Origin of the sequence: Aeromicrobium sp. (assembly GCF_037719875.1) — a bacterium.
Taxonomy (GTDB): Bacteria; Actinomycetota; Actinomycetes; order Propionibacteriales; family Nocardioidaceae; genus Aeromicrobium.
In genome coordinates, this window is sequence record NZ_JBBJMJ010000005.1 from 1 (window position 1) to 21457 (window position 21457).

The 21457-nt window shown below is 65.7% G+C and carries 35 protein-coding genes; 4 read left to right on the forward strand and 31 right to left on the reverse strand.

Translation table 11 applies throughout. The annotated features are described in order from the left end of the window. The 7 genes from rpoA to WKF39_RS06640 form a co-directional block, all read right to left on the reverse strand. A partial coding sequence (rpoA, locus tag WKF39_RS06610) for a DNA-directed RNA polymerase subunit alpha (protein WP_340386550.1) occupies positions 1-565 on the reverse strand: 565 nt, incomplete at its 3' end. Between the two features lie 73 nt (positions 566-638). Beyond that, positions 639-1247: a 30S ribosomal protein S4 gene (gene rpsD / locus WKF39_RS06615; RefSeq protein ID WP_340386552.1), complete on the reverse strand. Its 609-nt coding sequence runs from the start codon at positions 1245-1247 to the stop codon at positions 639-641. A 29-nt stretch (positions 1248-1276) separates the two neighbouring features. Beyond that, positions 1277-1672 (reverse strand): 30S ribosomal protein S11, encoded by a 396-nt coding sequence (gene rpsK / locus WKF39_RS06620; RefSeq protein WP_056209373.1) that lies wholly within the window; start codon positions 1670-1672, stop codon positions 1277-1279. A 6-nt stretch (positions 1673-1678) separates the two neighbouring features. Beyond that, complete coding sequence (gene rpsM, locus WKF39_RS06625) at positions 1679-2047, reverse strand: 30S ribosomal protein S13 (RefSeq protein ID WP_340386555.1); 369 nt, start codon at positions 2045-2047, stop codon at positions 1679-1681. A gap of 205 nt (positions 2048-2252) precedes the next feature. Continuing rightward, positions 2253-2366 (reverse strand): 50S ribosomal protein L36, encoded by a 114-nt coding sequence (gene rpmJ / locus WKF39_RS06630; RefSeq protein ID WP_007540807.1) that lies wholly within the window; start codon positions 2364-2366, stop codon positions 2253-2255. 40 nt (positions 2367-2406) lie between these two features. Next, positions 2407-2628: a translation initiation factor IF-1 gene (infA, locus tag WKF39_RS06635; RefSeq protein ID WP_007078610.1), complete on the reverse strand. Its 222-nt coding sequence runs from the start codon at positions 2626-2628 to the stop codon at positions 2407-2409. Positions 2629-2786: 158 nt separating this feature from the next. Continuing rightward, a complete protein-coding gene (locus tag WKF39_RS06640) occupies positions 2787-3296 on the reverse strand; it encodes an Lrp/AsnC family transcriptional regulator (protein ID WP_340386587.1) in 510 nt (169 codons plus the stop codon). Positions 3297-3441: 145 nt separating this feature from the next. Between WKF39_RS06640 and ddaH the strand changes: the two genes are divergently transcribed. The 4 genes from ddaH to WKF39_RS06660 all read left to right on the forward strand — a co-directional run bounded on the left by ddaH (position 3442) and on the right by WKF39_RS06660 (position 8310). Further along, positions 3442-4311, forward strand: coding sequence for a dimethylargininase (ddaH, locus tag WKF39_RS06645; protein WP_340386589.1), 870 nt, complete (start codon positions 3442-3444; stop codon positions 4309-4311). Positions 4312-4397: 86 nt separating this feature from the next. Continuing rightward, a complete protein-coding gene (locus tag WKF39_RS06650; RefSeq protein WP_340386591.1) occupies positions 4398-6245 on the forward strand; it encodes a CHAP domain-containing protein in 1848 nt (615 codons plus the stop codon). Positions 6246-6389: 144 nt separating this feature from the next. Then, positions 6390-7163 carry a zf-HC2 domain-containing protein gene (locus WKF39_RS06655; protein WP_340386593.1) on the forward strand — a complete coding sequence of 258 codons (774 nt, stop codon included), beginning with the start codon at positions 6390-6392 and terminating at the stop codon, positions 7161-7163. Between the two features lie 133 nt (positions 7164-7296). Continuing rightward, complete coding sequence (locus WKF39_RS06660) at positions 7297-8310, forward strand: HNH endonuclease (RefSeq protein ID WP_340386595.1); 1014 nt, start codon at positions 7297-7299, stop codon at positions 8308-8310. Positions 8311-8571: 261 nt separating this feature from the next. Here WKF39_RS06660 and map read toward each other — a convergent pair whose 3' ends face one another. From map to rpsJ, 24 genes are all read right to left on the reverse strand, one after another. Continuing rightward, positions 8572-9384 carry a type I methionyl aminopeptidase gene (gene map, locus WKF39_RS06665; protein WP_340386597.1) on the reverse strand — a complete coding sequence of 271 codons (813 nt, stop codon included), beginning with the start codon at positions 9382-9384 and terminating at the stop codon, positions 8572-8574. Positions 9385-9400: 16 nt separating this feature from the next. Next, complete coding sequence (locus tag WKF39_RS06670; RefSeq protein ID WP_340386599.1) at positions 9401-9964, reverse strand: adenylate kinase; 564 nt, start codon at positions 9962-9964, stop codon at positions 9401-9403. Next, on the reverse strand, positions 9964-11268 hold the full coding sequence (secY, locus tag WKF39_RS06675) for a preprotein translocase subunit SecY (protein WP_340386964.1): 1305 nt from the start codon (positions 11266-11268) through the stop codon (positions 9964-9966). The genes WKF39_RS06670 and secY overlap by 1 nt, the downstream gene beginning before the upstream one ends. A gap of 124 nt (positions 11269-11392) precedes the next feature. After that, positions 11393-11836 carry a 50S ribosomal protein L15 gene (rplO, locus tag WKF39_RS06680; protein ID WP_340386601.1) on the reverse strand — a complete coding sequence of 148 codons (444 nt, stop codon included), beginning with the start codon at positions 11834-11836 and terminating at the stop codon, positions 11393-11395. Positions 11837-11838: 2 nt separating this feature from the next. Next, a complete protein-coding gene (rpmD, locus tag WKF39_RS06685) occupies positions 11839-12036 on the reverse strand; it encodes a 50S ribosomal protein L30 (RefSeq protein WP_340386603.1) in 198 nt (65 codons plus the stop codon). Further along, positions 12036-12653, reverse strand: coding sequence for a 30S ribosomal protein S5 (gene rpsE / locus WKF39_RS06690; protein ID WP_340386605.1), 618 nt, complete (start codon positions 12651-12653; stop codon positions 12036-12038). The genes rpmD and rpsE overlap by 1 nt, the downstream gene beginning before the upstream one ends. A 40-nt stretch (positions 12654-12693) precedes the next feature. Beyond that, positions 12694-13077 carry a 50S ribosomal protein L18 gene (gene rplR / locus WKF39_RS06695; RefSeq protein ID WP_340386607.1) on the reverse strand — a complete coding sequence of 128 codons (384 nt, stop codon included), beginning with the start codon at positions 13075-13077 and terminating at the stop codon, positions 12694-12696. A 2-nt stretch (positions 13078-13079) separates the two neighbouring features. Beyond that, positions 13080-13622: a 50S ribosomal protein L6 gene (gene rplF, locus WKF39_RS06700; protein ID WP_340386609.1), complete on the reverse strand. Its 543-nt coding sequence runs from the start codon at positions 13620-13622 to the stop codon at positions 13080-13082. Positions 13623-13637: 15 nt separating this feature from the next. Continuing rightward, positions 13638-14045 (reverse strand): 30S ribosomal protein S8, encoded by a 408-nt coding sequence (gene rpsH, locus WKF39_RS06705; RefSeq protein WP_340386611.1) that lies wholly within the window; start codon positions 14043-14045, stop codon positions 13638-13640. Between the two features lie 94 nt (positions 14046-14139). Next, complete coding sequence (locus WKF39_RS06710) at positions 14140-14325, reverse strand: type Z 30S ribosomal protein S14 (RefSeq protein ID WP_056209415.1); 186 nt, start codon at positions 14323-14325, stop codon at positions 14140-14142. A gap of 1 nt (position 14326) precedes the next feature. Then, positions 14327-14914, reverse strand: coding sequence for a 50S ribosomal protein L5 (rplE, locus tag WKF39_RS06715; protein ID WP_340386615.1), 588 nt, complete (start codon positions 14912-14914; stop codon positions 14327-14329). Between the two features lie 2 nt (positions 14915-14916). Beyond that, a complete protein-coding gene (rplX, locus tag WKF39_RS06720) occupies positions 14917-15279 on the reverse strand; it encodes a 50S ribosomal protein L24 (protein WP_340386617.1) in 363 nt (120 codons plus the stop codon). A 1-nt stretch (position 15280) separates the two neighbouring features. Continuing rightward, positions 15281-15649: a 50S ribosomal protein L14 gene (gene rplN / locus WKF39_RS06725; protein WP_056209423.1), complete on the reverse strand. Its 369-nt coding sequence runs from the start codon at positions 15647-15649 to the stop codon at positions 15281-15283. A gap of 10 nt (positions 15650-15659) precedes the next feature. Beyond that, a complete protein-coding gene (gene rpsQ, locus WKF39_RS06730; RefSeq protein WP_340386620.1) occupies positions 15660-15959 on the reverse strand; it encodes a 30S ribosomal protein S17 in 300 nt (99 codons plus the stop codon). Further along, on the reverse strand, positions 15956-16195 hold the full coding sequence (gene rpmC / locus WKF39_RS06735) for a 50S ribosomal protein L29 (RefSeq protein ID WP_340386622.1): 240 nt from the start codon (positions 16193-16195) through the stop codon (positions 15956-15958). The genes rpsQ and rpmC overlap by 4 nt, the downstream gene beginning before the upstream one ends. Further along, positions 16195-16614: a 50S ribosomal protein L16 gene (rplP, locus tag WKF39_RS06740; RefSeq protein ID WP_340386624.1), complete on the reverse strand. Its 420-nt coding sequence runs from the start codon at positions 16612-16614 to the stop codon at positions 16195-16197. The genes rpmC and rplP overlap by 1 nt, the downstream gene beginning before the upstream one ends. Then, positions 16614-17465 (reverse strand): 30S ribosomal protein S3, encoded by an 852-nt coding sequence (gene rpsC, locus WKF39_RS06745; RefSeq protein WP_340386626.1) that lies wholly within the window; start codon positions 17463-17465, stop codon positions 16614-16616. The genes rplP and rpsC overlap by 1 nt, the downstream gene beginning before the upstream one ends. Beyond that, positions 17465-17923 carry a 50S ribosomal protein L22 gene (gene rplV, locus WKF39_RS06750; protein ID WP_340386628.1) on the reverse strand — a complete coding sequence of 153 codons (459 nt, stop codon included), beginning with the start codon at positions 17921-17923 and terminating at the stop codon, positions 17465-17467. The genes rpsC and rplV overlap by 1 nt, the downstream gene beginning before the upstream one ends. Beyond that, the gene (gene rpsS / locus WKF39_RS06755; RefSeq protein ID WP_118394343.1) at positions 17920-18201 is read right to left on the reverse strand and encodes a 30S ribosomal protein S19; all 282 of its coding nucleotides are present in this window, start codon (positions 18199-18201) and stop codon (positions 17920-17922) included. Before rpsS ends, rplV begins: the two co-directional genes overlap by 4 nt. Before the next feature lie 17 nt (positions 18202-18218). Next, positions 18219-19046, reverse strand: a complete 828-nt coding sequence (rplB, locus tag WKF39_RS06760) for a 50S ribosomal protein L2 (protein WP_340386631.1) — start codon at positions 19044-19046, stop codon at positions 18219-18221. Positions 19047-19059: 13 nt separating this feature from the next. After that, on the reverse strand, positions 19060-19365 hold the full coding sequence (gene rplW / locus WKF39_RS06765; RefSeq protein WP_340386633.1) for a 50S ribosomal protein L23: 306 nt from the start codon (positions 19363-19365) through the stop codon (positions 19060-19062). After that, the gene (gene rplD, locus WKF39_RS06770) at positions 19365-20363 is read right to left on the reverse strand and encodes a 50S ribosomal protein L4 (protein ID WP_340386635.1); all 999 of its coding nucleotides are present in this window, start codon (positions 20361-20363) and stop codon (positions 19365-19367) included. The genes rplW and rplD overlap by 1 nt, the downstream gene beginning before the upstream one ends. Positions 20364-20365: 2 nt before the next feature. Then, positions 20366-21046 (reverse strand): 50S ribosomal protein L3, encoded by a 681-nt coding sequence (rplC, locus tag WKF39_RS06775; protein ID WP_340386637.1) that lies wholly within the window; start codon positions 21044-21046, stop codon positions 20366-20368. Positions 21047-21059: 13 nt separating this feature from the next. Beyond that, the gene (gene rpsJ, locus WKF39_RS06780; protein ID WP_012923688.1) at positions 21060-21368 is read right to left on the reverse strand and encodes a 30S ribosomal protein S10; all 309 of its coding nucleotides are present in this window, start codon (positions 21366-21368) and stop codon (positions 21060-21062) included. Between the last annotated feature and the right edge of the window lie 89 nt (positions 21369-21457).

Below are 21457 nucleotides of genomic sequence, written 5' to 3' on the forward strand. Positions count from 1 at the left end.
AGTCGGTGCGCTGCTCGACGCGGGTGGCCTCGACCTTGTACGTCACCTTGAGGACAGGCGAGTAGATCGAGTCGACCGGCATACGGCCGATCTCTTCGTCGCCGGACTTGTTCTGCACGGCCGAGACGTAGCCGCGGCCACGCTCGACGACGAGCTCGATCTCGATCTTGCCCTTGGCGTTGAGCGTCGCGATGTGCAGGTCCGGGTTGTGGACCTCCACACCCGCCGGGGGCTGGATGTCAGCAGCAGTGACCACGCCGGCACCGTCCTTGCGGACGTACATGACGACCGGCTCGTCGTTCTCCGAGGAGACGACGAGGTCCTTGAGGTTCAGGATGATCTCGGTGACGTCCTCGGTCACGCCGGGGACGGTCGAGAACTCGTGGAGGACTCCGTCGATCTTGATCGACGTGACGGCCGCACCCGGGATCGACGACAGCAGCGTACGACGCAGCGAGTTGCCGAGGGTGTAGCCGAAGCCGGGCTCGAGGGGTTCGATGACGAACCGCGAACGGAACTCGTCGACGACCTCTTCGGACAGGGCGGGGCGCTGGGCGATGAGCATTGTTTCTTCCTTTCCGAACCAACCTCTATTTGAAGGTCCGGGTTGTTTTTCTGTGGTGGTGAGCGCGAACCGATCAGATCTTGGAGTAGAACTCCACGATCAGCTGTTCGTTGATCGGAACCGTGATCTGCTCGCGCACGGGCTGGCCGTGGACGAGGATGCGACCGCGATCCGACGAGACGTCGAGCCAGGCCGGAACCGTGTCGCGGTCGTAGGTCTCACGCGCGACGATGAACGGCGTGGTCTCCAGCGACTTGGTCTTGACGTCGATGATGTCGTGCTTGCTCACCTGGAACGACGGGATGTCGGTCTTGACGCCGTTGACCACGAAGTGTCCGTGGTTGACGAGCTGGCGGGCGTGACGACGCGTGCGGGCGAACCCGGCACGGTAGACGACGTTGTCGAGGCGCGACTCGAGGATCTGCAGGAGGTTGTCGCCGGTCTTGCCGGGTCGACGCGAGGCGAGCTCGTAGTACTTGCGGAACTGCTTCTCGAGCACTCCGTAGGTGTAACGCGCCTTCTGCTTCTCGAGCAGCTGGTTGCGGTACTCCGACTCCTTGACGCGCGCGCGACCGTGCTGGCCGGGAGGGTAAGGACGCTTTTCGAATGCAGCGTCACCACCGACGAGGTCGATGCCGAGGCGGCGCGACTTCTTGGTGAGAGGTCCGGTGTAACGGGCCATGAGTGATAACTCCTAGGAAGGTGTGGGTGTCAGAGACGACGGTGCTTGGGCGGACGGCAGCCGTTGTGGGGGCTGGGTGTCACGTCGGAGATGGTGCCGACCTCGAGGCCGACTCCGCTCAGCGACCGGATCGCCGTCTCGCGGCCCGAACCGGGGCCCTTCACGAAGACGTCGACCTTCTTCATCCCGTGCTCCATCGCCTGACGACCCGCCGACTCGGCAGCCATACCGGCTGCGAACGGCGTCGACTTGCGCGAGCCCTTGAATCCGACGGTTCCGCCGGAGGCCCAGGCAATCACGGCGCCCGAAGGATCCGTGATCGTGACGTGGGTGTTGTTGAACGTGCTCTTGATGTGGGCCTCGCCCTGAGCGACGTTCTTCTTCTCCTTGCGGCGAACCTTCTTGCCAGCTGTCTTAGGAGGCATGCGCTATCACTTCTTCTTTCCGGCGACGGTGCGCTTGGGGCCCTTGCGGGTGCGCGCGTTGGTCTTGGTGCGCTGGCCACGAACGGGCAGGTGCGCACGGTGACGTCGGCCCTGGTAGCTGCCGATCTCCATCTTGCGGCGAATGTCACCGGTGACCGTACGACGCAGGTCGCCCTCGGTCTGGTAGTTCGCTTCGATGTGATCGCGCAGTGCGACGAGGTCGTTGTCGTCGAGCTCGTGGACGCGCTTGTCCGGGCTGATGCCGGTTGCTGCGAGGGTCTGTTCCGCACGGGTGCGGCCGATCCCGAATACATATGTGAGTGCGATCTCGATGCGCTTTTCGCGCGGGAGGTCGACTCCTACGAGGCGTGCCATCTAGGCATTTCCTTCCGTTCGGCGAGGTTTGGCCACCTGATGCGTCCCGACTGCCTCCAGGATCTTCGATGATCCTGAGTCGGGCCCCGGCCTACGCTTCCGGGGGTGACCCGCCACGGGCCGGCTCGGGAGCTGGCATGTGGCGGGAGCGATCAGATGTTTCGTGTTGCTGTGCTGTCTGCTGCTGTGAAGAAGTGGAGCTTGCTTAGCCCTGACGCTGCTTGTGACGCGGGTTTTCGCAGATCACCATGACGTTGCCGTGGCGACGGATCACCTTGCACTTGTCACAGATCTTCTTCACGCTCGGGTTGACCTTCATCGAGATTCTCTCTTTGGGATCGAGGCGTGTTTGCGTGTGTTTACTTGTAGCGGTAGACGATGCGACCGCGGGAGAGGTCGTACGGCGAGAGCTCCACCACAACGCGATCCTCGGGGAGGATGCGGATGTAGTGCTGGCGCATCTTGCCGCTGATGTGCGCGAGGACCTTGTGGCCATTGGCCAGCTCCACACGGAACATCGCGTTGGGAAGTGCCTCGACTACGGCGCCTTCCATCTCGATGACGCCTTCTTTTTTCGCCATAACCTCTTCTTTGTGTCGCACTGCTTCATGATGCGGCTGGTTGGCCGATCGGACCGTTCTGGCGCACCCCTGACACACCGCCTGAGCGGAAGCCAAGACATGGGAATGCGGACCTGAAAAGGCCGACTCCCGATTCTACGCCCACACAGGCGGCAGACTCAAATCGCGGTGATCGCCGAAGCAGCCCCTGGGGCCCCGGGCTCAGGCGGGGGGCTGAACTCGGTCTGACCCGGGCCGTAGCGCTCGATCAGGCGGGACAGGACGATCGCCGTCTCGGTGTGGTCGATGTTGTCGGTCTCGATCCGTACGCGTTCGAGGGCCCGCTCCAGGTCGCGTACGTCCTTGGCCACGATGTGCAGGATCGCGTCCGCCGCACCGGAGACCGTCGCTGCCGCGTGGACCTCGGGCACCCGGCTGAAGGCAGCCCGCAGCTCATCCGGGGAGATCTTGCCCTTGCAGTGCACCTCGACATACGCCTCGGTGCTCCAACCGACCAGGTCCGGATCGAGCACCGCGGTGAAGCCACTGATCACGCCGTCGGCCACCAGGCGGTCCATCCGCCGCTTGACGGCCGGCGCGGACAGGCCGATGCGGTCGCCGATGGCCGCGTATCCCGCCCGGCCGTCCTCGAGGAGACAGCCGATCAGCCTGCGGTCCAGATCATCCATCGCACCAGTATTGCAAGAAACCTTCACATGATCGCCTACCACGCAAGAAATCGCCGGGGCAATCGACGGTTTCCGATTCGCTGCGCCGGTCGGCGGGGCTCTAGCATTGATTCATTGCGCAGCAGCTCACTCCGGAGGCCCCACGTTGACCGTTCTCGACACTCGTACCGTCGTCCATCACGCTGCACCACCCCCCCGAATGTCCCGAACGCGTCACTACCTGATGTGCGCACCGCTGCACTTCGAGGTGACCTACGCGATCAACCCGTGGATGGACACCGCCAATCCGGTCGATGCCGAGCGGGCTCGCCTGCAGTGGGAAGTCCTGCGCAACACCTATCTGAGCCTCGGCCACCGGGTCGACCTCATCGAACCCGCACCCAGCCAACCGGACATGGTCTTCGCTGCCAACGGCGGACTCGTCGTCGGCGGGCGAGCGTATGGCGCGAAGTTCCGATTCCCTGAGCGTGCCGCCGAGGGCGCGGCCTACTCCTCGTGGCTCGAGCGGTCCGGCATCGCCGTCGTCACACCTGCCCACACCAACGAGGGTGAAGGCGACTTCCTGGCACTCGGCTCCATGATCCTGGCGGGCACGGGTTTCCGGACGTCGCTCGCCGCCCACATCGAGGCGGCCGAAGCCGTCGACCGACCGGTCGTGTCGCTCGAGCTGGTCGATCCGCGGTTCTATCACCTCGATGTCGCGATCGCGGTGCTTGACGACGGCAACGGCTCGGCGCCGGCCGAGATCGCCTACTACCCCGGGGCGTTCAGCCGTCACAGCCAGCGCACCCTGCGCGACCTGTTCCCCGACGCGATCATCTGCTCCGAGGCCGACGCCCTGGTGCTCGGGCTCAATGCGGTCAGCGACGGCCACCACGTCGTGCTCCCGTCGGCGGCGGTTGGCCTCGCCGAAGCGCTCACGTTGCGCGGTTACACCCCGGTTCCGGTCGACCTCAGCGAGTACATGAAGTCCGGCGGCAGCGTGAAGTGCTGCACGATGGAGCTCCACCGCTAGCTCTGTTCGGTGGCAGGCAGGCGCAAAGGAGCACTATTCGAGTCAATCCATTCCCACCAGCCACACCAGTAACGTAGGGTGACGGCGTGTCGCGGTCTCGGATAGTCCTCGTTGTGCTACTTTTCGCCGCCCTCGTCGTGCCAGCCAGCACCGCGAGTGCGGCCTCCTCCGTGCTGTGCTCGGGCTACTCATCGTGCAGCAGCAAGGGCTACTCGCACGCTGGGTATGCGACGAAACAGTCGACGAGCTACTGGCGCATGTACACCGGGACCAACTGCACCAACTACGTCGCCTACCGGCTCGTCACGACCAATGGGATGCCGAACGTCCGACCCAAGTCGAGCGTCGGAAATGCCCGCGACTGGGGCACCGCGATGTCCTCGATCACCAACGGGACGCCGACCGTCGGCTCGGTCGCCTGGTGGGGCCGGACCGGGAACCACGTGGCGTATGTCGAAAAGGTCGTGTCCTCGACCGAGATCTGGGTCTCGGAGTCCAACTGGAGCGGCGCCTTCGACTGGCGCAAGATCACCAAGTCCGGATCAGGTTGGCCGGACGGCTTCATCCACTTCGCCGATCGCAAGATCGTCAACACCGCCAAGCCGGCGATCCGCGGCACCGTCAAGGTCGGCACGAGCCTGACCGCGGCCGTGGGCGAATGGAGCCCTCAGGGCAACACGTACTCCTACCGGTGGCTCGCCGGGGGCACATCGATCTCCGGTGCCACCGGCAAGACCTTCACTCCCACGGCCGCGCAGCTCGCACAATCGCTCTCCGTCAGGGTGACCGCCACGCGACCGAGCTATCCGGCGGCCACGGCCACCTCTCCGGCGAAGAAGGTCGCGCCCGGGACCTTGAGTCCCGCGACCGCACCGGCGATCACCGGGACCGCTCGGGTCGACGAGACACTGACCGCCTCCACCGGGACCTGGGCACCGGGAGGGTCGACGTATGCCTATCAGTGGTTCGTCGACGACGTGCTCGTGCCCGGCGCCTCGCAGTCGACATTCACCCCCGGCCCTGACAACGTTGCCGGCCGCGTGACCGTACAGGTGACCGCCGCCAGAGCCGGATACAACGAGAGCACCGCCAGCTCGGCACCGACCGACGCTCTGGCTCCAGGTCTGCTGACCGCGACGACGCAGCCATCGATCACCGGCGCGGCCCGGGTCGGATCGCAGCTCTCTGCCTCGCCGGGGACCTGGTCCAGATCGGGCCTGACATACGCTCACCAGTGGTTCGTCGGCGGCAGTGCGGTCAGCGGTGCGAACGATCCCATCTTCGTGCCCAGGGCCGCCGACCTCGGTCTGCCGGTCACGGTGCACGTGACCGGCACACGCCCCGGATACGCCGCCACCACGGCGGTGTCGGCGGGCACCATCGAGGTCGCTCGGGGCACGTTCACCTTCTCGACGGCTCCCCGGATCACCGGATCACCGCGGCTCGGGTCGCTCCTGTCGGTCTCGCCCGGGGCGTACACCCCTGCCAACGCCACGAGGCGATACCAGTGGTTGCGCGACGGATCTGTGCGTAGGGGCGCCACCGGGAGCACCCGTCGGGTCATCACCGGCGATCTCGGCCACAAGCTGTCGACGCGGGTGACCTACTCCGCTCCGGGCTACACCTCCCGCACCGTCACGACGGCCCCGGTCGGGCCGGCGAAGGCCACCTCGGCGATGAGGGCCTCGGCGGCTCCAGGTACGCGCAAGGCCACCTTCACGATCAGGGTGTCAGCGGCCGGCGTCGCCGCACCGAGCGGCACGGTGACCGTCCGATACGCGGGTGACCAGCGCCGCACGGTCACCGTCCGCGACGGCAGGGCGAGTCTGACCCTGACCGGGCAGGCCACCGGTCTGCGCACCTATCGCTTCAGGTTCGGTGGCACATCTACCGTCACCTCAGCGACCTACAGCAAGAAGGTCACGATCCGCTAGGGCGTGCCCTCGGGATGGATCCCGCGCATACTCGCGTCACGAAACCGCTCCCGGGCCGTCTCATCCCCAACGCAACGATCAACGACGCCGAGGGGCGCACACGATCTCCTCGGAGGTCGTGTGCGCACACTCCCAGGGGACAACGTGACCGAGAAGAGCACGGCCGGTGAGGCCGTCGAGACGCCTGCCGCCCAGGAGCTCGATGACCCGAGGCTCGTCGAGCTCCTGCACAACGGAGGGTCTGATGCCTACGCCACGCTGTACGGCCGTCATGCCTACGTGGCCCGCCGGCTGGCCACCTACCTGGGCACGCGGGACGAGGCCAACGAGGTCGTCACCGAGGCCTTCGCGCGCACCCTGGAGCTCATGCGAAGCGGTTCAGAGTCAGACACGTCGTTCCGCGCCCACCTCCTCGCAACGATCCGTCAGGAGTCGCAACGTCGGGCGACCCGACGTCTGGCCCTCGCCGCCGAGGACGACGCTCGGAGCGTCATCGCCCCGTTCGGCCGACTCGTTGGCGACTCCCTCGGGGGCTCAGCGGTCCTCGCGGCCTACCGGTCGCTGCCGAGGCACTGGCGCGTCGTCCTGTGGCGTCTCGACGTCGAAGGGGAGACACCGCAGGATCTGGCAGGGGAGCTCGACCTTCCGCTCAACGAGGTCTCGGCATCGATCTATCGCGTCCGGACAGCGCTGCGCCTGGACTATGTCCAGCAACGCGCCAAGCGCGATGCCCCGACCAGCGGCAACCCCTGTCAGGAGACCCGTGCGCAGCTGCCTGCCCTCCTACGCAGGACACTGTCAGAGCGTGACCAGGTGCGTGTGCACGCCCACCTGCAGACCTGCAGCGAGTGCATGTCGTTCCACCTCGAGCCGCAACGGACGAGCACTGGAGCCAATGGATCGCCGCCGACCGGTTAGGTTCGCCAGCAGCGCCCTCATCGACAGTGAGTCCGCGGGAGCAGGTGTGCGAGGACACGCGGGTGAGCCGAGGCCCATTTTCCCGCTCTCATCGCAGTGAAACGGTGTCGGTGGTCGCCTCTAGTGTGGAGGTATGTTCGAAGTCGTCGACACCGCAGATCTCCTCAACGAGGTGCGTGCGCATGACTTCGGCTCTGACCCGGTTCACGAGTTCGGCGCCAACAGAATTGACGCGATCACCGCGTTGGATCGGGCCATCGCGGCGGCGCAGGCCGAGCAGCTGGCGCAGATCGCGGCTTTGCATCGTGAGCGTTCGAGCCTGATGCGGGTCGGCGACGGAGATCCGACGTTGTCGGTGATCGGCGAGGTCGCGATGGCCCGCAACATCGGCCCCGCCGCGGCGGGCACCCAGGTCGGGACGGCGTTGGCCGTGGATCGGATGCCGTCGCTGAGTGAGCTGTTCGCATCCGGTGTGGTGCCAGAGCCCGTGCTGCGGGCCGTGGTCAAGGAGTCCACCGCACTGCGGGCCGATGACGTGGTGGTGCTCGACGGTGAGATCGGACCCCTGTTGCCGGGCCTGACCGCCCGCAAGGCCGGCCAGGCCGCCGCTCGGGCGGTGATCCGCATCGACGCCGACGCCGCGCGGACCAGAGCCGAACGTAACCGAGCCGATCAACGGGTCAGCATGTTCCCCGACACCGACGGTGTCGCGATCCTGCAGATCCGGGGACCTGCCGAGCAGATTCTCGCCGCCCACCAGGCGCTGGAGGCAACCGGCCGTGGTCTCAGAGCCGCGGGTGATCCTCGTACCTTGGGCCACGTGATGTGTCAGACCCTGGTCGAGCGGGTCACCGGTCTGACCCACGCCGATGACATCCATGTGGAGGTGCAGCTGGTCATGGACGCACCCACCATGCTCGGCCACGGCGACGAACCGGTCGACCTGATCGGGTTCGGACCCGTCAGCCCGGCCGTCGCCGACGACCTGATCGGTCTGGCACCCGCAGCGTCGATCCGGCGGTGCTGGTCGATCCGGTCGACGGGACGTTGCAGATTCGCGAGTCCCGCCGCCGCCACTTCGACGCCGCATCAGCCAGGCACATCACGACCAGGGACCGCCGATGCCGCCAGCCCGGTTGCGATCTGAAGATCCGCGACCACGACCACATCCGCCCCTACGCCGGCGGTGGTCAAAGCACGATCGGCAACGGCCAAGGCCTCTGCAGACGCTCCCACACCATCAAGTCACTCCCAGGCTGGACAGTCACAAGCCAAGGCAAAGCCACGACCTGGCAGACCCCCACCGGACACACCTACCGATCGCTACCGCCTGCGCTCCTGCCCCGCGACACACCAGGCCACCTCCGCCAATGACGCGGCGGTCAGCCGGGACGGTCGGCCTCATCCCCTAGCTTCCCCCGTAGGGCACACCCAGCTCGGCGAGTCGGGCCGCTCCCCCGTCGATCGCGGTGAGGACCCACGCACCGGTGTCGGTCAGCGTGAACGTGTGCTCGTAGTGCGCCGCCCATGACCCGTCCGACGTGACGACGGTCCAGTCATCGGCGAGCGTACGTGTCTCAGCCGTGCCGAGCGTGACCATCGGCTCGACGGCGAGCGCCAGACCCTTGACCAGCTTGGCTCCGCGCCCCGGTCGACCGTAGTTGGGGACATTGGGCGGCTGGTGCATCGCCGATCCGATGCCGTGCCCGGTGTATCCCTCGACGATCCCGTAGTCCCCCGCCGCTCCGACTGTCGTCTCGACCGCATGGCTGATGTCAGAGACTCGTCCGCCGAGGGCAGCAGCCGCGATGCCATGCCAGAGCGCTTCCTCCGTCACGTCCATCAGCTTGGAGACCTCCGGCGGCACGTCACCTATCGCGATGGTCGTGGCCGCGTCACCGTGCCATCCGTCGACGATCGCACCACAGTCGATCGAGATGATGTCACCGTCACGAAGCACCCGGGTGCCGGGTATCCCGTGCACGACCTCGTCATTGACCGAGGTGCAGATGACCCCCGTGAAACCGTGGTAGCCCAAGAAGTTGGAGGTCGCGCCCAGCGAGCGGATGTGATCGTGGGCGATCGCGTCCAGCTCGCCCGTGGTGATCCCATCGGCTGCGGACGAACGCAACCGCTCCAGAGTCTTGGCCACCACCAGACCGGCCGATCGCATCGTCTCGATCTGGGCCGGTGTCTTGATCTCGATGCCGCGTTCAAACATCGCTACGAGTCATTCCTCAAGACGGCAGTGCGGCGTCGATTCGGCGGGTGATCTCGTCGACCTCACCCATGCCGTCGACCTCGATGACCAGCCCGCGGCCGCCATAGACCTCGAGCAGCGGGGCCGTCTCGGCGGTGTAGACCTCCTGGCGATGCCGGATGACCGCTTCGGTGTCATCGGCTCGGCCGCTGGTCTCGGCCCGCTTGAGCAACCGCTGGATGAGCTCCTCGGGGTCAACCACGAGCGCCAGCACACCATCGAGCTGGTTTCCCAGTCCCTTGAGGATGCGGTCGAGGGTGTCGACCTGGTCGACCGTGCGCGGATAGCCGTCGAGGATGAAAGCCTCGAGCGCGTCCTCCTGCGCCAGTCGATCCTCGACCATGGCGTTGGTGACCTCGTCGGGGACATACTCGCCGGCGTCCATGTAGCGCTGCGCCTTCTTGCCCAGATCGGTCTGCTGCTGCACATTGGCGCGGAAGATGTCACCGGTCGAGATGTGCGCGCCGCCGATGCGCTTGGCCAGTGCGACGGCCTGGGTTCCCTTGCCGGCGCCCGGCGGACCCATGATCAGCAGGCGCATTACTTGAGGAACCCTTCATAGTTTCGCTGCTGCAGCTGGCTCTCGATCTGCTTGACGGTGTCGAGACCGACGCCGACGATGATCAAGATCGTGGTGCCACCGAACGGGAAGTTCTGGCTGGCACCGATCAGTGCGATCGCGACCATCGGGATCAACGCGATCAGGCCCAGGTAGAGAGCACCGGGAGCCGTGATGCGGCTCAGGACGTATCCCAAGTAGTCCTGCGTCGGCCGGCCGGCCCGGATGCCCGGGATGAACCCGCCGTACTTCTTCATGTTGTCGGCGACCTCTTCAGGGTTGAACGTGATCGACACGTAGAAGTACGTGAAGAAGACGATCAGCGTGAAGAAGGTAGCCATGTAGAGCGGGTGGTCACCGCGGACGAAGTTGTCGTTGATCCAGGTGGCCCACGGGGCACCGGAGTTGAACTGCGCCATCAGCGCCGGCAGGTACATCAGGCTCGAGGCGAAGATCACCGGGATGATGCCGGCCTGGTTGACCTTGAGCGGGATGTAGGTCGAGGAGCCACCGAACATGAGACGGCCGACCATGCGCTTGGCGTACTGCACCGGGATGCGCCGCTGTGCCTGTTCGATGAAGATCACCGCCGCTACGATCACCAGGCCGATCAGCACCACGATGACGAACGTCGTCCAGCCCTGCTGCTGCCTGATGAGCCACATCGCGCCGGGGAATGTCGCGACGACCTGCGTGAAGATCAGGATCGACATGCCGTTGCCGATGCCCCGGTCGGTGATGAGCTCGCCGAGCCACATGATGACGGCGGTGCCCGCGACCATCGTCAGGACGATCAGCAGGAAGGACAGGATGCTGTCCTGGTTGTAGAGCAGATCGAGGTTGCAGGAGCCGCCGAAGAGGTTGCCGCTACGCGCCAGCGCCACGATGCCGGTCGCCTGCAGGATTGCGAGGCCCAGCGTGAGGTAGCGGGTGTACTGCGTGATCTTGGTCTGTCCGGCCTGACCCTCCTTCTTGAGGGCCTCCAGACGGGGGATCACGACGACAAGAAGCTGCAAGATGATGCTCGCGGTGATGTACGGCATGATGCCGAGCGCGAAGACCGTCAGCTGGAGCAGTGCGCCACCGGAGAAGACGTTGATGAGCGCGAAGAGGCTGCTGTTGTCGCCGGTCGCCGCGTTGTCGAAGCACTGTTGGACGTTGGCGACATCGATGCCGGGAGCCGGCATGGTCGAGCCCAGTCGGAACAGCACGATGACGAACAGGACGAAGAGGATCTTCTTCCGCAGGTCTGGTGTCCTGAACGCATGGACGAAGGCGCTGAGCACCGCGATCCTCATCGTGCACATGAGTGTTTCGGTATGACGGACGAAAGCGGGATTGCGCCCGAACAGTGACTATAACAGTCAGCGAAACGGCCGGGGCAGGACATTCGTCCTGCCCCGGACCGCATCAACCGAGAATGGTGACGCTGCCGCCGGCAGCTTCGATCTTGGTCTTGGCCGATCCGGAGAACTTGTTCGCCGTGATCTGGACCTTGACCGAGATGTCGCCTTGTCCGAGGACCTTGACGGGGCGGCCCTTGCGGACTGCTCCGTTGGCGACGAGCGACGCGATGTCGATGTCACCGCCCTTGGGGTAGAGCTCCTCGAGACGATCGAGGTTGACGACCTGGTACTCCTCGCGGAAGGGGTTCTTGAAGCCCTTCAGCTTGGGCAGGCGCATGTGGATCGGGACCTGTCCGCCCTCGAAGCCCACCGGCACCTGGTATCGAGCCTGGGTGCCCTTGGTGCCGCGACCGGCGGTCTTGCCCTTGGAGCCCTCGCCTCGACCCACGCGGGTCTTGGCGGTCTTGGCTCCCGGGGCGGGACGCAGGTGATGCAGTTTGAGCGCCATTGTCAGTCACCATCGCTTTCAGACAAATTCTTGATGTCCACGAGATGCGGGATGGACTCGGCCATGCCGCGGATCTCGGGACGATCTTCCTTGACGACGACATCGCCGATGCGCTTGAGGCCCAGCGTCCGCAGGGTCTGCCGCTGGTTGGGCTTGCGACCGATGCCGGACTTGACCTGGGTGACCTGAATCTTGGCCATCAGGCACCCGCTCCGGCGTCAGCCTTGGCCTTGGCCTCGGCGATGCCTTCCTTGCCGGCCCGCAGCAGAGCCGCCGGAGCGACCTGCTCGACCGTCAGGCCACGACGCGCCGCCACCATCTCCGGCGACTCGAGCAACCGGAGGGCCGCCACGGTCGCGTGGACGATGTTGATCGCGTTGGACGAACCGAGCGACTTGGACAGGACGTCGTGGACGCCTGCCGCCTCGAGCACGGCGCGCACCGGGCCGCCGGCGATGACGCCGGTACCGGGCGATGCGGGACGCAGGAAGACGACGCCAGCCGCCTTCTCGCCCTGCACCGGGTGCGGGATCGTGCCCTGGATGCGGGGAACGCGGAAGAAGGACTTCTTGGCCTCTTCGACGCCCTTCGCGATCGCTGTCGGGACTTCCTTGGCCTTGCCGTAGCCGATGCCGACCTGACCGTCACCGTCGCCGACGATCACCAGGGCGGTGAAGCTGAAGCGACGACCACCCTTCACGACCTTGGCGACACGGTTGATCGTGACGACCTTTTCGATGTACTGCGACTTCTCGGCTCCGCGGTCGTTTCCACGACCCCGTCCGCCTCCGCCTCCGCGGCGCTGCTGCCCGCTCATGCGGTTACCTCCGTGTTTGAAGACATTTCAGTGTTGGTCATCAGAACTCCAGTCCGCCCTCGCGGGCGCCGTCAGCCAGAGCTGCGACCCGGCCGGCGTACTTGTTGCCCGCGCGGTCGAAGACGACGCTGTCGACACCGGCAGCCTTGGCGCGGTCGGCAACGAGCTCGCCGACCTTGCGGGCCTTGGCGGTCTTGTCCTCATCGGACGAGCGCAGGTCGGCCTCCATCGTCGACGCGGAGACCAGCGTGCGGCCCTCGAGGTCGTTGACGATCTGAGCGACCATGTGCTTGCTCGAGCGGGTGATGACGAGACGCGGACGCTCGGCCGATCCCTCGAGCTTCTTGCGTCCTCGCACCTGACGGCGCAGACGCGAAGCCGTGCGGGGCGACGTGTGCTTGGCGTGCTTGATCGAGATAGCCATGACTACTTACCAGCCTTTCCGACCTTGCGGCGGACGTGCTCGCCGGCGTAGCGGACGCCCTTGCCCTTGTAAGGCTCGGGCTTGCGGATCTTGCGGATGTTCGCGGCGACCTCACCGACGGTCTGCTTGTCGATGCCGTGCACAGCGAACTTGGTGGGCGACTCGACCGAGAACGTGATGCCCTCGGGAGCCTGGACCGGGACCGGGTGGCTGAAGCCGAGCGCGAACTCGAGGGCAGCCGGGCCCTTGGCCTGGACGCGGTAACCGACGCCGACGATCTCGAGCTTCTTCTCGTAGCCCTCGGTGACACCGACGACCATGTTGCTGATCAGGGTGCGGGAGAGACCGTGAAGAGCCTTGCTGCGGCGCTCGTCGTCGGGACGCTCGACCGCGAGCGTGCCATCGTCGCCCTTGGAGACCGTGATGGGCTCCGCGACAGTGTGGGACAGCTCGCCCTTGGGGCCCTTGACGCGTACGTCCTGGCCCTCGATCGAGACCTCGACACCGGACGGGATCGTGACGGGAATCTTGCCAATGCGTGACATGTGTTCAGACCCCTCTCACCAGACGTAGGCGAGGACTTCTCCGCCTACGCCCTTCTGGTTGGCCTGACGGTCCGTGAGCAGACCCTGGCTCGTCGAGATGATCGCCACGCCGAGTCCACCGAGCACCTTGGGCAGGCCGGTCGACTTCGCGTAGACGCGAAGACCCGGCTTGCTGATGCGGCGGATGCCGGCGATCGAGCGCTCACGATGCGGACCGTACTTGAGGGTGATCGTGAGCGACTTGCTCACCTCGCCCTCCTTGGGGTCGGCCACGTCGATGCTGGTGATGTAGCCCTCCTGCTTGAGGATCTCGGCTACGCCGGCCTTGAGCTTGGAGTAGGGCATCGTCACGCTGTCGTGGTATGCCTGATTGCCGTTGCGGACACGCGTCAGCATGTCAGCGATCGGATCGGTCATTGTCATAGTTGGTGTGTTCCATTCCTGCCGTGGTTTCCATTCCAGCTCGGGCTTGTCAGCTCGGGTGCGGAGGGACCTTCGGCCTGTGAGGGGTGAGAAATTACCAGGAGCTCTTGGTGATACCGGGCAGTTCGCCCCTGTGCGCCATCTCGCGAAGGCAGATGCGGCAGAGGCCGAACTTCTTGTAGACCGACCGGGGTCGGCCACAACGCTGGCAACGGGTGTAGCCGCGGACCGCGAACTTGGGCTTGCGAGCGGCCTTGACCTTCAGTCCAGTCTTCGCCATGTCAGTTCTCCTTGTAAGGGAAGCCGAGCAGCTTGAGCAGCGCGCGACCCTCGTCGTCGTTGGTGGCCGTGGTGACGATCGTGATGTCCATGCCACGCGAGCGGTCGATCTTGTCCTGATCGATCTCGTGGAACATGACCTGCTCGGTCAGACCGAAGGTGTAGTTGCCGCGACCGTCGAACTGCCGGGGCGAGAGCCCACGGAAGTCGCGAATGCGGGGAAGCGCGAGCGTCAGCAGACGATCGAGGAACTCCCACATGCGGTCTCCACGCAGTGTGACGTGCGCGCCGATCGGCATGCCCTCACGCAGCTTGAACTGCGCGATGGACTTGCGTGCCTTGGTGACCTGCGGCTTCTGGCCGGTGATCGCGGTGAGGTCGCGGAGTGCGCCCTCGATCAGCTTGCCGTCGCGGGCAGCCTCGCCGACACCCATGTTGACGACGATCTTGGTCAGGCCGGGCACCTGCATGACGTTCTGGAAGTCGAACTGCTCGCGCAGAGCCGGCAGGATCTCCTCGCGGTAGCGCGTCTTGAGGCGGGGGGCCGCCGCAGTGGCCTCGTCCGTGGGGGTGGAGGTTTCGGTACTCATGCTCAGATCTCCTTTCCGGTCTTCTTGGCGATGCGCACGCTGCGGTGCGCGGTGTATGTCGATCCGGCGGGACGGCTCTTGGTGACCTCGTCACGGCGGTAGCCGACGCGGGTCGGCTCCTTGTCCGCGAGGAGCATCACGTTCGAGATGTGGATCGGGGCCTCGCTGGTGATGATGCCGCCTGAGCCTGCGCCACCGGCCTGGTTGGCCTTGGTGTGGCGCTTGACGCGGTTGACGCCCTCGACGATGACGCGATCCTGCTCGGCGATCACCTCGATCACCGATCCGGTCACGCCCTTGTCCTTGCCAGCGATGACCTTGACCTGGTCACCCTTGCGAATGCTGATGGTGCCTTTGCGGGCCATCTCAGAGCACCTCCGGTGCGAGCGAAATGATGCGCATGAACTTCTTGTCGCGAAGCTCACGCCCGACGGGACCGAAGATGCGCGTACCGCGCGGATCGCCATCGGCCTTGAGAATGACGGCTGCGTTCTCGTCGAACTTGATGTACGAGCCATCCGGACGACGGCGCTCCTTGACGGTGCGCACGACGACAGCCTTGACGACATCACCCTTCTTGACGTTTCCGCCGGGGATGGCGTCCTTGACGGTGGCGACGATGGTGTCACCGATGCCGGCATAACGCCGACCCGAGCCACCGAGGACACGGATGCAAAGGATCTCCTTGGCACCTGTGTTGTCGGCGACCTTGAGTCGCGACTCCTGCTGAATCATCTGTCGTCTCCTACTTGGCCTTCTCGAGGATCTCGACGATGCGCCAACGCTTGGTGGCGGACAGTGGACGTGTCTCCATGATCAGGACACGGTCACCGATGCCGGCAGCGTTCGCCTCGTCGTGAGCCTTGAGCTTGATGTTGCGACGCAGGACCTTGCCGTAGAGCGCGTGCTTGACGCGATCCTCGACGTTGACCACAACGGTCTTGTCCATCTTGTCGCTGACGACAAGACCCTCACGGGTCTTGCGCGTGCTGCGTTCGGTCACTGCTTCGCCCTTAATGTGGCTGGTCTGGAACTTGTCGGTCATGCCGTGGCCCCCTCATCGGACAGGGACTCGACGATGCCAAGCTCGCGCTCCCGCATGACGGTGTAGATGCGCGCGATGTCCTTGCGCACGGCCCGGAGGCGTGCGGTGTTGTCGAGCTGGCCCGTGGCGTTCTGGAAGCGCAGGTTGAACAGCTCTTCCTTGGACTCGCCCAGGAGCTCGGCGAGCTTGTCTGCCTCGAGAGCACGAAGCTCTGCGGCTGTGGTCACTGCTGCCATCACAGCTCACCTGTCTCTCGCGTGATGAATCGGGCCTTCATGGGGAGCTTGTGGATCGCGCGGCGCATCGCCTCGCGGGCCGTCGTCTCGTCGACGCCGGACAGCTCGAACATGACGCGTCCGGGCTTGACGTTGGCGACCCACCACTCCGGCGAGCCCTTGCCTGAACCCATGCGGGTCTCGGCGGGCTTCTTGGTCAGCGGACGGTCCGGGTAGATGTTGATCCAGACCTTGCCGCCACGCTTGATGTGACGCGTCATGGCGATACGAGCGGACTCGATCTGACGGTTCGTCACGTAGGCGGGGGTCACGCACTGAATGCCAAAGTCACCGAACGCCAGCTCCGTGCCACCCTTGGCCGCGCCTCGGCGCGTGGGGTGGTGCTGCTTGCGGTACTTGACCCTGCGGGGCATCAACATCAGCTCTCCCCTCCTTCGGCGGCGGCAGCGGCGGGCGCTGCAACGGTTGCGGGAGCCTCGGTGGCCGGCGCCGAAGCAGCGGCCTCAGCGGCGGGTGCCGCATCTTCGCGGGCCGGACGCTCGGGGCGACGCGCGCCACCGGCTGCTCCGCCACGGGTGGCGGGGCGACGGTTGCTGCCGGGAGCGGCCGCACGCTTGGCCGCTTCGGCCTCGCGCTCGGCGCGGGTGCCCGCGACCTCGCCCTTGTAGATCCAGACCTTCACGCCGATCCGGCCGAAGGTCGTCTTGGCCTCGTAGAAGCCGTAGTCGACGTCGGCGCGCAGGGTGTGCAGGGGCACCCGGCCCTCGCGGTAGAACTCCGAGCGCGACATCTCGGCGCCACCGAGCCGACCGCCGCACTGGATGCGGATGCCCTTGGCACCGCTGCGCATCGTGGTCTGCATCGCCTTGCGCATGGCACGACGGAACTGAACACGACCCGACAGCTGCTCGGCAACACCCTGGGCGACGAGCTGCGCATCCATCTCGGGGTTCTTGACCTCGAGGATGTTGAGCTGCACCTGCTTGCCGGTCAGCTTCTCGAGGTCGCCGCGGATGCGGTCGGCCTCGGCGCCGCGGCGGCCGATGACGATGCCCGGACGAGCCGTGTGGATGTCGACGCGAACGCGGTCACGCGTGCGCTCGATCTCGACGCGGCTGATGCCGGCACGGTCCATGCCCTTGGTGAGCATCTTGCGGATCTGGACATCCTCGCCGACATAGCTCTTGTAGAGCTTGTCCGCGTACCAACGGCTCTTGTGATCCGTCGAGATGCCGAGTCGGAACCCGTGCGGGTTGATCTTCTGTCCCACTATCGGTTCCCGCCCTTCTTCTTGGAGTTCTTGATGTTGGCCGCATCCAGCCGGGCCTGAACGACCTCGGCGGGCTGCACGACCACGGTCAGGTGGCTGCTGCGCTTGAGGATGCGGTTGGCCGCACCCTTGGCGCGGGGGCGCCAGCGCTTCATCGTCGGACCCTCGTCGACCTGCACCACGGTGATGATCAGCGAGGAGCGGTCGAGGCCTTCAGTGGTCTCTGCATTGGATGCAGCACTGTCGACGAGCTTGTAGAAGTTCTCGGCAACGGCCTGCGGCGCGAACTGCAGGGTGGCCAGGGCGTTCTCGACCGACTCGCCGCGGATCAGGTCCGCGATGCGTCGCGACTTCTGCGCGGTGACGCGGACGAAGCGAGCAACTGCGAACGCACCGGGCTCATCACCCAGCAGGCGCTCGCGACGAGCGCTCACGCTCTCACGGGTAGCTGCACTCATCGCCTCTTCGCCTTCCGGTCGTCCTTCTCGTGTCCACGGAACGTGCGGGTCGGGGCGAACTCGCCCAGCTTGTGGCCCACCATCGAGTCCGTGATGAACACCGGGACGTGCTTGCGGCCGTCGTGCACGGCGATCGTGTGTCCGATGAAGGACGGCAGGATCATCGAGCGACGCGACCAGGTCTTGATCACGGTGTGGGTCTCGGCGGTGTTCTGCGCGTCGACCTTCTTCTCGAGGTGCCCGTCAACGAACGGACCCTTCTTCAAACTGCGTGGCATATGAATTCTCTCCTGGCTCAGCGGCCGGACTTGCGGCGGCGGACGATCATCTGGTCGCTGGCCTTGCGCTTGCGCGTGCGGCCTTCCGGCTTGCCCCACGGCGAGACGGGGTGACGTCCACCGGACGTCTTGCCCTCGCCACCACCGTGCGGGTGGTCGACCGGGTTCATCGCGACACCGCGAACGGTCGGGCGCTTGCCCTTCCAGCGGCTGCGTCCGGCCTTGCCCCAGTTGATGTTGGACTGCTCGGCGTTGCCGACCTCACCGATCGTGGCGCGGCAGCGAACGTCGACATAGCGCATCTCGCCGGAGGGCAGGCGCAGCTGCGCCTTGTTGCCTTCCTTGGCGACGAGCTGGACCTTGGTGCCGGCGGAGCGGCCCATCTTGGCGCCACCGCCGGGACGAAGCTCGATGCCGTTGATCAGTGTGCCAACCGGGATGTTGCGCAGGGGCAGGTTGTTGCCGACCTTGATGTCGGAACCGACACCGGACTCGACCGACATGCCCTGCTTGAGGCCCTCGGGCGCGATGATGTAACGCTTCTCGCCGTCGGCATAGTGCAGCAGCGCGATGCGCGCCGTGCGGTTGGGGTCGTACTCGATGTGAGCGACCTTGGCCGGCACGCCGTCCTTGTCATAGCGACGGAAGTCGATGATGCGGTAAGCGCGCTTGTGTCCACCACCCTGGTGACGAGTCGTGATCCGGCCCTGGTTGTTGCGGCCGCCCTTCTTGGGCAGCGGCTCTGTCAGGGACTTCTCCGACGTCGTGCGGGTGATCTCGGCGAAGTCGGCGACGCTCGAGCCACGACGGCCCGGCGTTGTCGGCTTGTATTTGCGAATAGCCATATGTCCTCAGTCCTCAGGCGCTCGGCGTCGAGAAGATGTCGATGCTCTGACCGGGCGCGACACTCACGATTGCTCGCTTGGTGTCCTTGCGCTTGCCCAGACCCGACTTCGTACGACGGGTCTTGCCCTTGCGGTTGAGCGTGTTGACCGCGGTGACCTTGACGCCGAAGATCTTCTCGACGGCGATCTTGATCTCTGTCTTGTTGGCGTCCGGGTGCACCACGAAGGTGTACTTGTTGTCATCGAGCAGGCCGTAGCTCTTCTCGCTGACGACCGGAGCGATCAAGACGTCGCGGTGGTCCTTGTGAATCGTGCTCATCAGGCGTCTCCTGCCTTCGTGAAGCCGGCAGCCTCAGCCGTCTCGGCGGAGTCGAACCAGACCTCGGCATCGGTCTGCTCGTACCACTGGCCATCCGGCTCGTGGTACTTCATCGAGTCCTCGTTGCCCTTGATCTCGTGTCCCTTGGGAGGGTTGCCGCTCTTGAGGGGCGCCTTCGATCCGGGACCGTATGGCTGGGTCTTCGTAGCAGCGGACTCGGCCGAAGCCTCGTCGTCGGCCGGAGCCTCGACGACCTTGGCGGCAGCAGGAGCCGCAGCCTTCTTGGCAGCGGTCTTCTTGGCCGGCGCCTTCTTGGCCGGCTTGGCGCTGTCACGAGCGTCGACCTCGGTCGCGGCCGCGCTCAGGGCGATCGTCTTGGCACCCTCGGCCGAGCGCGCGGCGACGAATGCGTCGAACGCCTGCTGGGTGAACACGATGTCGTCGCTGAGCAGGACGTCGTAGGTGTTGAGCTGGTCGAACGTCAGGATCACGAGCTCGCCGACGTTGCGCAGGCTGATGGCCGTCAACGTGTCGGCACGGTCAACCACGATCAGCACGCGGGGGCGAGGCGTCAGGTCACGCAGCGTGGCCAGCGCGAGCCGCGTCGACGGCTTGTCGCCGGAGACGATGCTGTCGACCACGTGCAGGCGACCCGAACGAGCCCGGTCCGAGAGGGCACCGCGCAGAGCGGCAGCCTTCATCTTCTTGGGTGTGCGCTGGTCGTACGACCGCGGCGTCGGGCCGTGCACGATGCCACCACCGTTGTACTGGGGTGCGCGGATCGAGCCCTGGCGGGCGCGACCGGTGCCCTTCTGGCGGTAGGGCTTCTTGCCACCGCCGGACACCTCGCCACGCGACTTGGTGCTGTGCGTGCCCTGGCGCGCTGCGGCGAGCTGCGCAACGACGACCTGGTGGATCAGCGGGATGTTGACCTGCACGTCGAAGATGTCGACGGGCAGCTGAGCATCGATGCTGCCCTTGGGAAGTGTGAGTGCCATGATCAGGCTCCCTTCACGGCGGAGCGGATGACGACGAGCGCGCCCTTGGGGCCGGGTACGGCGCCCTTGATGAGGATGACGCCCTTGCCGGCGTCGACGGCGTGAACCTTGAGGTTCTGCGTCGTCACCTGCTCGGCGCCCATGTGGCCGGCCATGCGCAGACCCTTGAAGACACGACCCGGGGTGGCGCAGCCACCGATCGAGCCTGGCTTGCGGTGGTTGCGGTGCGCACCGTGCGAAGCGCCCACGCCGTGGAAGCCGTGGCGCTTCATGACGCCGGCGAAGCCTTTGCCCTTGCTGGTCGCGGTGACGTCGACGACATCACCCGCGGCGAAGATCTCCGGGGAGACCTCCTGGCCCAGCGTGAAGTCCGAGACGGCCTCGGTGCGGATCTCGACGATGTGGCGGCGAGGTGTGACGCCGGCCTTGTCAAAGTGGCCCGAGACCGGCTTGTTGACCTTGCGACCGGCGATCTCGCCGAAGCCGAGCTGGACGGCCGAGTAGCCGTCGGTCTCACGCGTGCGGATCTGGGTGACGACGTTGGTGTCGGCAGCGATCACGGTGACGGGAACGATCTTGTTGTCGGCATCCCATACCTGGGTCATGCCGAGCTTGCGGCCGAGGAGGCCGCGCGTGGTGGCAGTGCTGCTGCCGCCCCGGGAGGGGCTCGATGGCTGAGTCATGTCGCTGTCCCCCTCAGAGCTTGATCTCGATGTCGACGCCGGCCGGCAGGTCGAGTCGCATGAGCGAGTCGACTGTCTTGGGCGTCGGGTCAATGATGTCGATGAGGCGCTTGTGGGTGCGCATCTCGAAGTGCTCGCGGCTGTCCTTGTACTTGTGCGGCGAACGGATCACGCAGAACACGTTCTTCTCAGTGGGCAACGGCACCGGTCCTGCGACCTTGGCGCCCGTACGCGTCACCGTGTCGACGATCTTGCGCGCCGAGGAGTCAATGACCTCGTGGTCGTAGGCCTTGAGCCGGATACGGATTTTCTGTCCCGCCATGCTCTCGTTAGTCCTTTACGTTCGTTCGCTTCGCAGTCTCGCCCCGGATCGAGGGAGAAAGGCTCCTCCCTCCCGCCGACCCCCGAGGT